Origin of the sequence: Glutamicibacter sp. HZAU, from assembly GCF_004100365.1 — a bacterium.
GTDB lineage: Bacteria > Actinomycetota > Actinomycetes > Actinomycetales > Micrococcaceae > Glutamicibacter > Glutamicibacter nicotianae.
Genome location: NZ_SCKZ01000005.1, coordinates 240,273 through 255,247, shown reverse-complemented (window position 1 = coordinate 255,247; position 14,975 = coordinate 240,273). Strand labels below are relative to the sequence as shown.

Annotated in this window: 13 protein-coding genes; 8 read left to right on the top strand and 5 right to left on the bottom strand. The window is 61.8% G+C overall.

The features are described 5' to 3' along the window. The first annotated feature begins 281 nt into the window (after window positions 1–281). Entirely contained in the window at window positions 282–2,171 is a 1,890-nt protein-coding gene (locus EKH49_RS09565; protein WP_128470655.1) for an FAD-binding monooxygenase, read from the top strand. Window positions 2,172–2,414: 243 nt separating this feature from the next. Here the strand turns inward: EKH49_RS09565 and EKH49_RS09560 are convergent, their stop codons facing one another. After that, the gene (locus tag EKH49_RS09560; protein ID WP_128470654.1) at window positions 2,415–2,777 is read right to left on the bottom strand and encodes a DUF488 domain-containing protein; all 363 of its coding nucleotides are present in this window, start codon (window positions 2,775–2,777) and stop codon (window positions 2,415–2,417) included. 266 nt (window positions 2,778–3,043) lie between these two features. Between EKH49_RS09560 and EKH49_RS09555 the strand changes: the two genes are divergently transcribed. The 4 genes from EKH49_RS09555 to EKH49_RS09540 all read left to right on the top strand — a co-directional run bounded on the left by EKH49_RS09555 (window position 3,044) and on the right by EKH49_RS09540 (window position 5,685). After that, entirely contained in the window at window positions 3,044–3,496 is a 453-nt protein-coding gene (locus EKH49_RS09555; RefSeq protein ID WP_038990347.1) for an FHA domain-containing protein, read from the top strand. 74 nt (window positions 3,497–3,570) lie between these two features. Next, window positions 3,571–4,326, top strand: a complete 756-nt coding sequence (gene ftsR, locus EKH49_RS09550; protein WP_236641107.1) for a transcriptional regulator FtsR — start codon at window positions 3,571–3,573, stop codon at window positions 4,324–4,326. Between the two features lie 40 nt (window positions 4,327–4,366). Then, window positions 4,367–4,849: a bifunctional nuclease family protein gene (locus EKH49_RS09545; protein ID WP_038990348.1), complete on the top strand. Its 483-nt coding sequence runs from the start codon at window positions 4,367–4,369 to the stop codon at window positions 4,847–4,849. 242 nt (window positions 4,850–5,091) lie between these two features. Continuing rightward, the gene (locus EKH49_RS09540; protein WP_128470653.1) at window positions 5,092–5,685 is read left to right on the top strand and encodes a MerR family transcriptional regulator; all 594 of its coding nucleotides are present in this window, start codon (window positions 5,092–5,094) and stop codon (window positions 5,683–5,685) included. A 105-nt stretch (window positions 5,686–5,790) separates the two neighbouring features. On the opposite strand, the gene EKH49_RS09535 is transcribed toward EKH49_RS09540, so the two are convergent. After that, complete coding sequence (locus tag EKH49_RS09535) at window positions 5,791–6,606, bottom strand: ParA family protein (protein WP_038990475.1); 816 nt, start codon at window positions 6,604–6,606, stop codon at window positions 5,791–5,793. 351 nt (window positions 6,607–6,957) lie between these two features. Here EKH49_RS09535 and EKH49_RS09530 point away from each other — a divergent pair, with 351 nt between their 5' ends. Both EKH49_RS09530 and EKH49_RS09525 read left to right on the top strand, forming a co-directional pair. Next, window positions 6,958–10,410 carry a pyruvate carboxylase gene (locus EKH49_RS09530; protein WP_128470652.1) on the top strand — a complete coding sequence of 1,151 codons (3,453 nt, stop codon included), beginning with the start codon at window positions 6,958–6,960 and terminating at the stop codon, window positions 10,408–10,410. A 100-nt stretch (window positions 10,411–10,510) separates the two neighbouring features. Beyond that, entirely contained in the window at window positions 10,511–11,053 is a 543-nt protein-coding gene (locus EKH49_RS09525) for a hypothetical protein (RefSeq protein ID WP_038990352.1), read from the top strand. On the opposite strand, the gene EKH49_RS09520 is transcribed toward EKH49_RS09525, so the two are convergent. The 3 genes from EKH49_RS09520 to EKH49_RS09510 form a co-directional block, all read right to left on the bottom strand. Beyond that, a complete protein-coding gene (locus tag EKH49_RS09520) occupies window positions 11,026–12,837 on the bottom strand; it encodes an AMP-dependent synthetase/ligase (RefSeq protein WP_128470651.1) in 1,812 nt (603 codons plus the stop codon). The genes EKH49_RS09525 and EKH49_RS09520 overlap by 28 nt on opposite strands. Window positions 12,838–12,950: 113 nt before the next feature. Continuing rightward, a complete protein-coding gene (locus EKH49_RS09515; protein ID WP_128470650.1) occupies window positions 12,951–13,385 on the bottom strand; it encodes a hypothetical protein in 435 nt (144 codons plus the stop codon). Beyond that, window positions 13,382–14,155, bottom strand: a complete 774-nt coding sequence (locus EKH49_RS09510) for an alpha/beta hydrolase (RefSeq protein ID WP_161567496.1) — start codon at window positions 14,153–14,155, stop codon at window positions 13,382–13,384. Before EKH49_RS09510 ends, EKH49_RS09515 begins: the two co-directional genes overlap by 4 nt. Window positions 14,156–14,291: 136 nt before the next feature. Between EKH49_RS09510 and EKH49_RS09505 the strand changes: the two genes are divergently transcribed. Then, the gene (locus EKH49_RS09505) at window positions 14,292–14,963 is read left to right on the top strand and encodes a lysophospholipid acyltransferase family protein (protein WP_201739591.1); all 672 of its coding nucleotides are present in this window, start codon (window positions 14,292–14,294) and stop codon (window positions 14,961–14,963) included. The last annotated feature ends 12 nt before the right edge of the window (window positions 14,964–14,975 follow it).

Sequence of the window (14,975 nt, the reverse complement as noted above, 5' to 3'; positions counted from 1 at the left end):
CGGCTCCCGGGTGGTCTGCGCAAAGGCCAGCAGTGCACAGAGCGCTCAAGTGCAGTTCGAACCTCCATGGACAACAAGTACTGGAGTCTGCTGGCGCGCAGTGGGACCATCTGTAGCAACGAGCATCAGCGGATCCGAGCGCGTGGGGTGCAGCTTACGTCCGCTTGTGTGTGAGCTCACAGATCGTATATGATTAGTGTGCGATAAAAGATCATGTCGTTCTAATATCGAACAAGTAGCTTATTGACTGAGGTCATCAGAGGGAATTGGGGGATGAAACGGTGCAGTTTCACCACAACGGATACATTTCGGCGGATCCACGAGTGCAGCCAGCTGCTGGTGCGGGCGTAAATCGTCCCGCCGAGCTGCCGGATGAAATGGATGTGCTGATCGTCGGCGCCGGTCCTGCCGGGATCATCACCGCCGCCCAGCTGTCCCAATTCCCTGATGTGCACACCCGCATCATCGACCGGCGCCCGGGCCGCCTGGAAATCGGCCAGGCCGACGGAATCCAGTCGCGCACCGTCGAGACCTTCCAGGCCTTCGGCTTTGCCGAGCGCATCACCGCCGAGGCCTACATCATCACGGAAACCACCTTCTGGAATCCTGACCCGGCCAACCCGGAGCACATCATCCGCACCGACCGGACCCCCGATGACCCCACCGGCGTCAGCGAATTCCCGCACCTCGTGGTCAACCAGGCTCGTGTCATCGACTACTTCGCCGAATTCGCCGCGAACTCGCCAGCCCGCACCGTGCCGGACTACGGCTGGGACTTCAAGGAACTGGTTGTCGAGGACGGCGAGGAATACCCGGTCAGGGTCACCCTGGTTGGCTGCGGGGACGACAACAACGGCGTCGAGCGCGTTGTGCGCGCCAAGTACGTGGTCGGTTCCGACGGAGCCCGAAGCAATGTCCGCCGCTCGATCGGCGCGAAGCTCTCCGGCGACAAGGCCAACCACGCCTGGGGCGTCATGGACACCCTGGCGTTGACCAGCTTCCCGGACGTGCGCACCAAGTGCGCCATCCACTCCAAGGCAGGATCCATCCTGCTGATCCCGCGCGAAGGCGGTCAGCTCTTCCGCCTCTACGTCGATCTCGGCGAAGTCCCGGAGGATGACAACGGCAAGGTCCGCGAGACCCCGCTGGAAGAAATCATCGAGCGCGCCAAGGCGATCCTGAATCCCTACACCCTGGAGGTCAAGGACGTTGCGTGGCACAGCGTGTACGAAGTGGGCCACCGCCTGGCCGACCGCTTCGACGATGTAGTGGTCGAAGAAATCGGCAGCCGCGAACCGCGCGTGTTCATCACCGGCGATGCCTGCCACACGCACTCGGCCAAGGCCGGACAGGGAATGAATGTCTCCATGCAGGACGGATTCAACCTGGCCTGGAAGATCGGCTACGTGCTCTCCGGCCGGGCTCCGGAAAGCCTGCTGCGCACCTACTCGGAAGAACGCAAGGTGATCGCCAAAGACCTGATCGACTTCGACAAGAAGTGGTCCTCCATCATGGCCGCCTCGCCCGAGGAGCTCGAAGGCCAGGAAGGCGTTGCCGAGTTCTACGTGCGCACAGCCGAATTCCCTGCCGGCTTCATGACCGAGTACGCGCAGTCGTCGCTGACCGCCGGCAAGGACTACCAGGAACTGGCTGCCGGCTTCCCTATGGGCAAGCGCTTCCGCTCCTCGCAGGTCATGCGCCTGGCCGATGCCAACCCGAAGCACCTGGGCCACCACCACCGGGCTGATGGCCGCTACCGCATCTACGTCTTCGCAGACCAGCTGCCAATCGGGCAGTCGCAGAAGATTGCCGACCTGTCGAGCTGGCTGCTGGAGGACGAGCGGTCGCCACTGGTGCGCTTCACTCCGAAGGGCGCCGACACCGATGCGATGTTCGACGTCAAGGTCGTCTACCAGCAGGACTACACCACGATGAACGTCAACGACGCGCCCAAGGTGTTCCGTCCGAACATCGGGGACTTCGGACTCATGGATTACGAGAAGGTCTACACCACGCTGGAAGGCTCAGATATCTTCGAGGAGCGCCAGATCTCCCGCGATGGCGCGATCGTGATTGTCCGTCCGGACATGTACGTAGCCAGCATCCTGCCGCTGGACGCTACCGAAGAGCTGGCCGGCTTCTTCGAACCGATCCTGCTCGATCAGCGCTAAGCAGTGCGCTGACTGACGGCATCCAAGATACCGATGGCACCGCGAATATCGCGGTGCCATCGGTATCTTGCTGGAGTCGGTCGCAGCTTCAAGTCCGGAATATTTGCCGGGCTGGTGGGGTTGTACCACGTGGACAGGGCTATTCGACGAAAGGTGCCACAGTGGGCGGGGAATTCAGCTTCGATCTTCAGCACGTTGCCGCTTCGGACATGGTGTGCGCCGACGGCGTGTGCTTCGTGCCTCCTACGGAGCAGACAGCTGATCCAGCAGATAGTCACGCAACACCACCGCGTGATTAGTCTGCTCATCCTTCGCTCCGTAGACGAAGGTGACCACTTGATGCTGGGAGAGTAATTCCAGGAAGTCGTCGACTGCGGGATTCTGGTTCAGTTCGGTGCGATAGTGCTGCGCGAATTCATCAAAGCGGGCGGGGTCATGATCCCAGCCTTTGCGCAGCTCGGTGCTCGGCGCAATGCCCTTGGCCCAGTGATCCAGCTGGAGCACCGCCTTGCTTTGCCCGCGCGGCCAGAGCCTGTCAACCAGAATTCTGTAGCCATCCTCGGCGCTGGGCGCTGCGTATGCCCGCTTGAGCAGTATTTTCGTCATGATTCACCTGAAAGTTCCTGATATGGCCTTGCATCGATTTTATCTGTGCGAAAAGATCGAAGTGTTGGCGATCCCAGTGCATCTTCTTCTCTAATGGCATCATGCCACACTGGCCATCCGGCGCATCGGAAAATATGTACTTTCTGTTATCACTTGGGCAGTGAGTAGGCTAATCTGTAAATAGTTTGGTAATACTGACTGTGCCAACGTAGAACACAAGGTCGTCACGCACGAACTGTAAGCAGAATTTTCTGGAGGACCCCACAATGTCGGAACATCGGCCGGTTGACCCGCACAACGAGTCTGCCTCTGAGACGACCAATATCGCTCTTCCTGGGGCGCACAAGGGTGCTGAACCTTCGGTCATCTACACCCTGAGTGAAGATGAGAAAAACGCAGTTAACGCCCTACCGGCTGGTTCTGCGCTGCTTATCGCCCATTCAGGACCGAACAAGGGGGCGCGTTTCCTGCTGGACACCGACGAGAGTATCGCAGGCCGGCATCCGAACGCCGATATCTTCCTGGATGACGTAACCGTTTCGCGTCGTCACGCCAAGTTCTCCCGTACTGGCGAGCGCTTCACCCTCAGCGACATCGGATCGCTCAACGGCACCTACATCAACGGGGACCGCATCGACGAAATTCCATTGAGTACCGGCGTGCAAGTTCAGATTGGCAAATTCCGCCTGAATTTCTACCAAAGCGTTCCCAACCTTTAAACTGGTAGAGTTCGAGGTTTTGTCCGCCGGCGTCTAGCACGCCGACATATCCATACATCCGAGGTGTAGACCCTTTGCCGATCTTTGACGCAGCCCGCAGCCCACGACTCGAGGCACCACGCCACGAGACCGTCCGGCAGGCCGCGCTGAATATCGGCGAAGTGCTCTCGGAACTCAAGGATGAATTCCCGCGCGTCACCGCTTCCAAGATCCGTTTCCTGGAAGACAAGGGCTTGATCATCCCGCAACGCACCTCAGCCGGATACCGGAAGTACTCCGCGTCGGACGTGAGCCGCTTGCGTTTCATCCTGTCCGTGCAACGCGACCAGTACCTGCCTTTGAAGGTCATCAAGGACCACCTTGACTCGGTGGACCGCGGTGAAGCACCGGCGGCATTGCCTGGGGGAGCCCCGGTGGCTCCCAAGGCAGTCAACAACGACATGGCCGAGGCCGTGGAGCGAAAGGCCCGTTCGGTCTCCATGGCTGAGCTGCAGGGGCTGACCGGCGCCAGCGAGGATCTCATCGGCGAATTGATCAAGTTCGGCTTGATCGAACCGTTGGCTGGCCTGTTCGACGCCAGCAGCATCAAGGTCACCAAGTCGGCGGTACAGCTGGCCGGTCATGGCGTCGAGCCCCGCCATCTGCGGCAGTTCCGCACAGCGGCCGATCGCGAGTTCTCGCTGATCGAATCGATTGTCGGCAACGAACTGAAAAAGCCGGAAGTTTCCGCCCGCGCCCGTGCCGCGGAAGAGGCCCAGGAAATCTCCCGCCAGTGCCTGGAAATACACGAAGCCCTAGTGCAACGTGCTATTTCCCAACTAGATCGCTAGGCTGAATTCCAACAGGAAACCACAACTCTAAGGGGCTAGCATGCTGGAACTGGAGTTTGCCGGGATCCGTATTCAACTGCCGGCGAATCAGCCGCTGCTGCTGCTCAAGTATCCAGAGCGGAATCTCTACCTGCCGCTGTGGATTGGCGCGCCCGAGGCTTCGGCCATTGCCATGTCCGAGCAAGGGCTCACACCGCCGCGTCCGATGACTCACGACCTGTTGATCAGCGTCATTGAAAGCATGGGCGTGAAACTTGAACGGATCGAAATCGTCTCGGTGCACAACGCCGTATTCGTCGCCGAACTCGTCCTCTCCAACGGCAAACGCGTGGATTCGCGTTCCTCTGATGCGGTGGCGCTGGCCGTGCGCGCGCAGTGCCCCATCATGTGCGCCGAGGATGTCCTGGAGGAAGCAGGAGTGGCGATCGAAAACGAGTCAGACGGCGAAGAAGCGCCTGAAGAGCAAATGCGGGAATTCCGGGAATTCTTGGACAACATTGATCCAGAGGATTTCTCCTCATAGAAATCGGACGTTTGGTTTCAGCGGAATACAGGCCTTGAATTGGGTAATTCCCGAAGCTCGCGCGACACGCCTTAAAGTTAAGCTTGAAGGTCTTTGACCATTAGGCATTATCGCCGTACCGTCTTTGCATAGGGACATTTAAATAGAGCTGTATTTTGATGGTCATCACTCGCATCTGCGCGGTTCTTATCCGGTCCCTGGATACTCGTTTAGGAACGTGCTGACACGCAAGGAGCAATTGGATGGAGTCTCGCCAGACTGGACCTCACTATGGGGTCGATGGTGGCACCAAGCAATCCAGTACCCAGGGGTTGCTCTTCACCGATGACCTGCCTGAGCTGGACGAGCATGCAGGCTACCGTGGTCCGATTGTGTGCAAGGCGGCAGGCATCACCTACCGGCAGCTCGACTACTGGGCACGTACCGGCTTGGTGGAGCCAGCAGTGCGCGGAGCCAAGGGCTCTGGCAGCCACCGGCTTTACTCCTTCCGGGACATCCTCGTGCTCAAGGTCGTCAAGCGGTTGCTGGACACCGGAGTATCACTGCAGCAGATCCGTTCGGCTGTTTTGCATCTGCGTGAACGCGGTGTCGAGGATCTTGCCCAGATCACCCTGATGAGCGATGGCGCTTCGGTCTACGAATGCACGAGCGCGGATGAGGTCATCGACCTCGTCCAGAAGGGCCAAGGCGTGTTCGGCATCGCCGTGGGCCGCGTCTGGCGCGAGGTCGAAGGATCGCTGGCCCAGCTGCCATCTGAGAGCTCTGCGCAGCAGGCCCTGCCTGAAGACGAGCTGGCTGCCCGTCGTGCCGCCAAGGCCGCTCGCAACGCCGGCTAAGCCCGGGACTGGAAACCAATACTTAAACTACTGGCCGGATCTTCCACGAAGGAAGATCCGGCCAGTAGTTTAAGTTCCAATTTGTCCAAATATTGTCCGGAGATCCTAGGTGTTGTTCGGGCCTGCGGCAGACATGACTTCCTTGAGCAAGGCGTCGAACTGGGCCAGCATCGGAGCGGTGGCTTTCGAAGGCCACTGGTGCACCGAATACGCGGCGCCCTGGATCTGCTGCCACTCCGGGTGCTCGGGAATTTCGGGCTTGACCATGGAATCGCCGAACATCTGGCGCATTTCGCCCAAGCGGAAGGTGTGCTCTGCAGAATCCTTGCGGACCCGGTTGGCGACGACGTGCACCGGTCCCAGGGACGGAGCGAACTCGCGGCGGAACAGTTCCAATGCGCGCTGGGTGCGCTCGGTGCCGGCGACGGAGAACAGGCTCGGTTCTGCGACCAGCAGGAGCTGATCCGATGCGCTCCATGCCATGCGGGTCAGGCCGTTCAGCGATGGCGGGCAGTCGATGAGCACCAGCTGGTAGCCGCTGGTGCGGCTCAGGAGCTGGGAGAGGCGGCGCAGGTCGCGGGTGCGCAGATCAGGGCGATCGTAGATTCCGGTGAAGGCATCGCCAACGGCAACGTCGAGCACTGGAATTCGGGTGCGGGACTTCTTCTCTGCTGCCTTGGACTGCCAGGCGCTGGCGACAACCTGATCCTGCAGGCGGGCACGGCGAGCGTTCTTGAGCATCTGCCCAATTGGCTGCTTTCCGTTAGCCCGGACTCCGAGGCCAGTGCTGGCATCCGCATGGGGATCCAGGTCAATGACGAGAGTCGGAATGCCGGCGGCAAGTGCTGCTGAAGCCAATCCGAGTGTCACGGAGGTTTTTCCTACGCCACCCTTGAGGCTGCTGATGCTCACTACGTGCACGGACCAGACCACGCCTTTCACTGTTCGTTAGTTTAAACGTCCCACCGAATTTTTAGTCTCTCATCATCATAGTGTGCCGACCGGCGATTCTCCGACTTTGCAACGTGAGTTTTTGCCATTAGGCACAAGTTAGTGATTAAAACTTCACAGCTCCAATTATTTCATGTGGTCTGACCACAAGATGAAATGTTTGGACGTTCTGGAGATTCCCCGTGTAGGGTATTTCACAGAAGTGGCAAATGCTTGCCGCTTTTCGAGACCCGACACGCTGGTGCGGCGGGCAAGCACCTGACGGAAACAGTCCCGAGGGTGCCGTTGTGCCAGCGTGTAATGATTCGATGTAGGGACACTATGTTTGAAAAGATCTTGGTCGCCAACCGCGGTGAGATTGCAATTCGTGCCTTCCGTGCCGGCTACGAGCTGGGCGCAAAGACCGTTGCTGTCTACCCACATGAAGATCGCAATTCGATCCACCGCCAGAAGGCCGCAGAGGCCTACCAGATCGGCGAAGAGGGCCATCCGGTCCGCGCCTACCTGGATATCGACGAGATTATCCGCGTTGCCAAAGAAGCCGGCGCGGACGCAATTTACCCGGGCTACGGATTCCTCTCGGAGAACCCCGACCTCGCCCGCGCTGCCGAAGCAGAAGGCATCAAGTTCATCGGTCCAAAGGCGGACGTGCTTGAACTGGCCGGCAACAAGGTCGCGGCACTGAAAGCAGCCCGCGAAGCAGGCATTCCTGTACTGGAATCCTCCGAGCCAAGCGATGACGTCGACTACCTGATCGCCGAGGCCGATCGCATCGGCTTCCCGATCTTCGTCAAGGCAGTAGCCGGCGGCGGCGGGCGCGGCATGCGCCGCGTCGACAAGCGCGAAGACCTGCCGGAACTGATGGGCGCGGCCATGCGCGAAGCCGGCACCGCCTTCGGCGACCCAACCGTCTTCCTGGAGCAGGCAGTGCTGCGTCCGCGCCACATCGAGGTGCAGATCCTCGCCGACGAGCAGGGCAACATCGTCCACCTGCATGAGCGCGACTGCTCGCTGCAGCGCCGCCACCAGAAGGTTGTCGAGATCGCTCCGGCACCGAACCTGGACGAGTCGATCCGCCAGGCGCTGTTCCGCGACGCCGTGAAGTTTGCCCAGACCCTGGGCTACCAGAATGCCGGTACCGTCGAATTCCTCGTCGATACCGTGGGCGAGCGCGCCGGCCAGCACGTCTTCATCGAGATGAACCCGCGCATCCAGGTGGAGCACACGGTGACCGAAGAAGTCACCGACATCGACCTGGTCCAGTCGCAGATGCGCATCGCCTCCGGCGAATCGCTGAAGGACCTGGGCATCAGCCAGGACGCAGTCCAGGTGCGTGGCTGGGCACTGCAGTCGCGCATCACCACCGAAGATCCGGCCAACGGCTTCCGTCCGGATGTCGGAACCATTACGGTGTACCGTTCGGCCGGCGGCTCGGGCGTGCGCCTGGATGGCGGCACGATCTACACCGGCGCGGAGGTCTCGCCGCACTTCGACTCGATGCTGGTCAAGCTCACCTGCCGCGGCCGCGACTACGCCACCGCCGTGGCCCGCGCCCGCCGTGCGCTGGCCGAGTTCCGCGTGCGCGGCGTGGCCACCAACATCCCGTTCATCCAGAATGTGCTCAGCGACCCGCAGTTCCTGGCCGGTGATGTCGCTACCGACTTCATCGATTCCCGTCCGGATCTGCTCACCGGCAACGAGTCCCAGGACCGCGGCACCAAGGCGCTGAACTACCTGGCCCATGTCACGGTGAACCAGCCCAATGGCAGCCGCGTCGAGGGCATCGACCCGCGCAAGAAGCTTCCCGCGTTCCCGGGCGACAAGTCCGACGAGCCGGAGCGTTCGCCATTCGACGGCCCATCGAAGTCCGCCGCACCGGTTGATGGCTGGCGCCAGAAGCTGCTGGAGCTGGGCCCCGAGGGCTTTGCCAAGGCGCTGCGCGACTCGACGGCAGTGGGGATCACCGATACCACCTTCCGCGACGCGCACCAGTCGCTGCTGGCCACCCGCGTGCGTACCCGCGACCTGCTCGCCGCCGCTCCGGCCTACGCGCACAATGTGCCGCAGCTGTTCTCCATGGAGGTCTGGGGCGGTGCCACCTACGATGTGTCCCTGCGATTCCTGGGCGAGGATCCATGGAAGCGCCTGGAGCTGCTGCGCGCCGAGCTGCCGAACATCCCGCTGCAGATGCTGCTGCGCGGGCGCAATACCGTGGGCTACACCCCGTACCCGACCGAGGTGACCGACGCGTTCGTGAAGGAAGCAGCCTCCGCCGGCATCGACATCTTCCGCATCTTCGATGCGCTGAACGATGTCTCGCAGATGGCCCCGGCCATCAAGGCAGTGCGCGAAACCGGCACCGCGGTCGCCGAAGTGGCCCTTTGCTACACCGGCAACCTGCTGGATGCCGAAGAGAAGCTGTACACCCTGGACTACTACCTGGACCTGGCCCAGCAGATCGTCGACGCCGGCGCGCACATCATCGCGATCAAGGACATGGCAGGCCTGCTGCGCCCGGCCGCTGCCACCAAGCTGGTGACCGCGCTGCGCGAACGCTTCGACCTGCCGGTGCACCTGCACACCCACGACACCTCCGGCGGCCAGCTGGCAACCCTGATGGCTGCCATCGATGCCGGCGTGGACGCCGTGGACGTGGCCAGCGCGGCCATGGCGGGCACCACCTCGCAGCCTTCGGCGTCCGCACTGGTTGCGGCGCTGGAATTCTCCGAGCGCGATCCGGGCCTGTCGCTGGATGCCGTGGCGTCGCTGGAACCGTACTGGGAAGCAGTGCGCGCGATGTACAAGCCATTCGAATCCGGACTGCCGGCGCCGACCGGCCGTGTCTACCAGCATGAGATTCCAGGTGGCCAGCTTTCGAACCTGCGCCAGCAGGCCATCGCGCTGGGCCTGGGCGAGCGTTTCGAAGCCATCGAGTCGATGTACGCATCGGTCAACGACATGCTCGGCAACGTGGTGAAGGTTACCCCGTCATCCAAGGTCGTCGGCGACCTGGCCCTGCAGCTGGTCGGCTCCGGCGTGCCCGCCGCGGACTTCGAAGCGAACCCGCAGAACTACGACATCCCGGATTCGGTCATCCAGTTCCTCTCGGGCGAGCTGGGCAACCCTCCAGGCGGATGGCCAGAGCCATTCCGCACGAAGGCGCTGCAGGGACGCAACGTCAAGGCCCGTATCGAGGACCTCTCGGCGGAAGACGCGGCGGCGCTGAAGTCGGATTCGGAGACGATCCGCGGCACCCTGAACCGGCTGCTCTTCGCAGGCCCAACCCGCGACTTCGAGAAGTCGGTGGAGAACTACGGCGATTTGTCCGTGCTGCACACCCGCGACTACCTCTACGGCCTGGTTCCAGGCATCGAGCATGTCATCTCGCTGGGCACCGGCGTCCGACTGCTCGTCCGGCTGGTATCGGTGTCGGAAGCTGACGAGAAGGGCCTGCGCACCGTCGTGGTCAACCTCAACGGCCAGTCCCGCCAGGTCAGGGTCCGCGATGAATCGGTGGAATCCACCGTGAAGTCCGCGCCGAAGGCCGACCCTAACGACAAGGGCCATGTCGCCGCACCATTCGCCGGAGCCGTGACGGTCAACGTCAAGGTCGGCGACTTGGTCGAGGCCGGCCAGTCGGTAGCCACCATCGAAGCCATGAAGATGGAGGCAGGCATCACCGCCAACACCGGCGGCGTGGTCAGCCAGGTAACCCTGAACGGCACCAGCCAGGTGCAGGGCGGTGATCTGCTGCTGGTCATCGAACCGAAATAGCACCCGCCGTACCCGGAGCGCAGGGGCTCGCGACCACGGTTGCGGGCCCCTGCGCTCTGCCGCAAATGATCGTGCGAACCAACTAGCTGAAGGAGCAGGGATGCGCGCACACAAGACGAAGCCCGGGGCTGCGCCCGAGGAGCTGAAGCAACAAGTTGCCGAGCTGGGATCCAGGATCCTGCCCATCTCGGTACTGGTCTTCACCCTCGACACGCATCTGCCATTTTGCGAAATTGCCGAGCACTTGGCCGAGCAATTCGGCGAGCTGGAGTGCCAGGCCACGGTAGCCACGGCCGGGCCGCAACGCGTGCAATCGGTGAGGGAAGGCAAATTCACCGGTGTGAACGTGCTGGTGGCGGTGGGGGATACCAGCGCCGAATCCGAAGACCGGTTGATGGAACTGGTGGAATGGCTGCTGGCCAACGGCCGCAAGGAGCTTGCCGCGAACCTGATCTACGCGGTGCTCGGCCACGAGCACCAGAACCATCCCGCCCCGGCGTTCAGCCGCGTGGTCCTGCCGCGCAGCTACTATGCCCGGACACAGCAAAGCGGCCTCAAGTTGCCTTGGGCCGCTTCAGCTCGCGAATCGTGGGAGCTGGCTCATGCTGTGCTGGATTATGCAGTGGGCTTGGGGGCCGAATAGATCTGATCGATCACTGCTTCGTAGTCCTTGAGCACTACCGCACGCTTGATCTTCATAGAGGGAGTCAGATGGCCGGTTTCCTCGGTGAAGTCAGCGGGCACGATGCGGAAGGACTTGATTGCTTCTGCCTTGGAGACCGAAACATTGGCCTTGTCGATTACCGCCTGCACGGTTTCGAGCACCTTCGGGTGGGTCGACAGCTCCTCCAGCGACAGGTCCTTGTCCATCTGGTGGCGGCCCAGCCAGCCTGGCAGGGCTTCCTGGTCCAGGGTCACCAGGGCCGCAATGAACGGCCGGCCCTCGCCGATGACGACGCATTGGGATACCAGCGCGTCGGCGCGGATCTGGTCCTCGAGCAGGGCAGGAACCACGTTCTTGCCGCCAGCGGTCACGATGATTTCCTTCTTGCGGCCGGTGATCTTCAAGAATCCATCGGCGTCGAGCTCGCCAATATCCCCGGTGTGGAACCAGCCATCGGTGAAGGTCTCGTCCTGGAGTTCCGGGCGGTTGCGGTAGCCGCGCATCACGCAGATGCCCTTGGCGAGGATCTCGCCGTCAGCGGCAATGCGCACGGCGTTGCCCGGCAGCGGCTTGCCGACGGTGCCGATCTTGATGCGGTCAAGCGTATTGACCGAAATCGGCGCGGTGGTTTCGGTCAGTCCGTAGCCTTCCAGAATGGTCACGCCCATCCCGTTGAAGAAATGGCCCAGGCGTTCGCCCAGCGGGCCGCCTCCGGAGACGGCATGGCGGATGTTGCCGCCCATGGCGGTGCGCAGCTTCTTGTAGAGCAGGGCGTCGAAGAGCTTGTGCTTCAGATTCAGCGCCAGCGGAACCTTGCCCTGCTGCGTGGCCTTGGAATACGCCACCGCGACGCTGACGCCGGCGTGGAAGATCTTGCCCTTGCCGCCGTCCTCGGCCTTGAGCATGGCCGAGTTGTAGACCTTCTCGAAGACGCGCGGCACGGCGAGGATGAAATTCGGCTTGAAGGACTGCAGGTCCTCGAGCAGGTGCTTGACGTCCGGGGTATGCCCGGTGCGGCAGCCGGCAGCCACGTTGACCACAGAGATGAAACGGGCGAATACGTGGGCCAGCGGCAGGAACATGATGGTTGACGCGCCCGGGTAGACGGCACCGGGCAAGGCAGCCACCGCATTCTCTGCCAGCTCCACGAAGTTGCCGTGGGTCAGCTCGCAGCCCTTGGGGCGGCCGGTCGTGCCGGAGGTGTAGATGATTGTGGCGACATCTTCCAGGGATGCGCCTGCCCGGCGGGTTTCGAGCAGCTGGTCATCGACGTTCTTGCCATCTTCGGAGAGCTGGTCCAGCCCGCCGTCGAACTGCCAGACATGATCCAGGGAATCGAGCTGCTCCTGATGGGCGGCGCGGCGCACGACCGCTTCTTGGGCGGCGGCCTCGACAACCACGGCCTTGGCGCCGGAATCCGAAACGATCCAGGCAACCTGGCTGGGGGAGGAAGTTTCGTAGATGGGAACGGTGATGCAACCGGCGAACCAGATGGCGAAGTCGACCAGTGTCCACTCGTATCGGGTCTTGGCCATCAGGGCGATCCGGTCGCCGGCCTCGATGCCGTTGGCGATGAAGCCCTTCGCGATGGCCCGGGCATCGGCAGCGAACTGCGAGGCAGTGACATCATTCCATGTTCCGTCGGCTCCCGGCTTGGAGAACAAGGCCGGGTTCGCCGCTGAATTCGCGTGGCGCAGTAGCAGATCGGTAATGTTCGACTGCTCTGGCGAATGAATGCGAATTGGCGAGCTGTATTCGCGCATCTGGTCTTCAACTCCTGAAACTTCGTGTGACCCCATTAGCAATTGCGGGTAATCCGCATCACATGTTTATTACTATAGAGTAACCTACGGTGGTTCGTGCTCAAAGCCGTTTTCTAGACTTGCGCCCCATCATCTCCCGGATCGCGTTCAGTGGGAAGACGTTTCAGCAAGTATGCGACTCCGAGCAGGGCAATGATTCCCAAACCGAAATAAATGAACGCCGGAGCCGAGCGGAAAAACAGCACGCACAGCAGCAACCCCAGCGGGCCGCCAGCCGCGCCAGCCCAGGCGAGATTCAGCATCGGATCGCCCGAACCCAGTGCGGCGGGTGCTTCTGGAACGAACTCCTCGCCGGTGTCGTCGTTTTCGTAGTCGCGTGGACCGCGAACCGCGGCAGGTCCGGTGTTGAACAGCTTCTCCAGCTGCGCCTTGCGCTCTTCGGCGCTGGGTTCGCGTGGTGCCGTGGTATCGAGCTGGCGGAAATTCTCGACCAGCTGATCCCATTGGGGGTCTTGCTGGTTCGAAGGATGGGCATCATCTTGATTCATGCGTGTTTCTCCTTCCGCTTCTGCTCCTTGGCGGCCAGCTGCGCGAAGAAGCGGGCCGATTCATGGAAGATCTGCTCGGCATCGTAATCCAGCGTGGCCACATGCTTGGAGTGCAGGAGCATATGGTGCTCGGCCAAGGTGCCCGGGTTCAAGCCCGCGACCAGTTCGCGCACCGATTGCTCCGAAACCACGTTGTCAACGGTGGACCGGAAGAGCTGCACCGGGGCGCTGACCAATTCCAGGCGGCGGCGGGTTTGGGTAAAGAGCGCGTGGAGTTCGGCTACTGCTGCTACCGGGGTGCGCGGGTAGGCCCCTTCATCGACGCCGCGCTTGGCAATGTCATTGCTGATCGGGGCGACAGTGCGCACGGCATGCTTGAGCCAACGGGTATAGGGTGCCAAGCGGGAGTCCACGACCAGTCCCGGGTTGACCAGCGACACACCAGCCACGTTGCGCCGGGTCGCCAGGTGCAGGGCCAGCGCGCCGCCCATCGATAGCCCGGCGACGAATACCTGTTGGTGGGTCCTGGCGAGCTCGTCGAACGCTTCTTCGGTGGCATGGATCCACTGGTCGTACCCTCGGCCGACCATGTCCTGCCACTGTGTGCCGTGGCCTGGCAAAAGCGGGACGTCAGTGTCGAACCCGGCCAGCTCCAGGGAATCCGCCCAAGGCCGCATGGCGACGGGGGAGCCGGTAAAACCATGGATCAAGAGCACTGCGTTGGAGCGCACGGGTTCATTGAGCGGAGTATTGCCTTCATCAATTTTCATCTTGGTACCCTCCCGAATTCTGCCTACACCTCCGAGCGTAGTGCACAATTGAATGGTGCGGAGTGCGCTTCGACCAGCAAGGTCGCGGTTTCTCTTCCCGCGTAGCTGGTCAACTAGAAGAAGGACTTTTCCCGCCGTGCTGTACGACTTCCTCAAGCGTTTCGCTGTCCGGCCACTTATCCGAATTTTCTTCCGCGTCAAGATCCAGGGCATCGGCAATGTGCCGGAAACCGGCGCGGCAATCCTGGCTTCGAATCACTTGTCGGTGTGCGACTCGGTGTTCCTCCCCGCTGCGCTGGACCGCACCGTCATCTTCCTGGCCAAGGACGAGTACTTCAATGGCACCGGCATCAAAGGCCGGATCACCGCGTGGTTCTTCCGCAACATCAACCAGCTGCCCATGGACCGGTCAGGCGGGCAGAAATCGGCGGCCTCGCTGGCCAGCGCCAAGAAGGCGCTGGAGCAGGGACAGGTGCTGGGCATCTATCCCGAAGGGACGCGTTCTCCGGATGGCCGGTTGTACCGGGCCAAGCTCGGTGTCGCCAAGCTCGCCTTGGAGACCGGCGCACCGGTGATACCGATTGCGATGATCGGTACCGACAAGGTGCAGCCCATCGGCCAGAGCCTGCCGCATCCGGGAAAGGTCGGCATCAAGATCGGCAAGCCGCTGACCTTCGAGCACCTGGGCGGCCAGCCATCGAACCCCGAAACGCTCCGTGCCTGCGCCGACGAAATCCGCAAGGCGATCAATGTCCTCTCAGGCCAGAGCTACGTGGATATCTACGCACCGCGCAAAGCGGAGAAGTAGCAGCGCATCAGT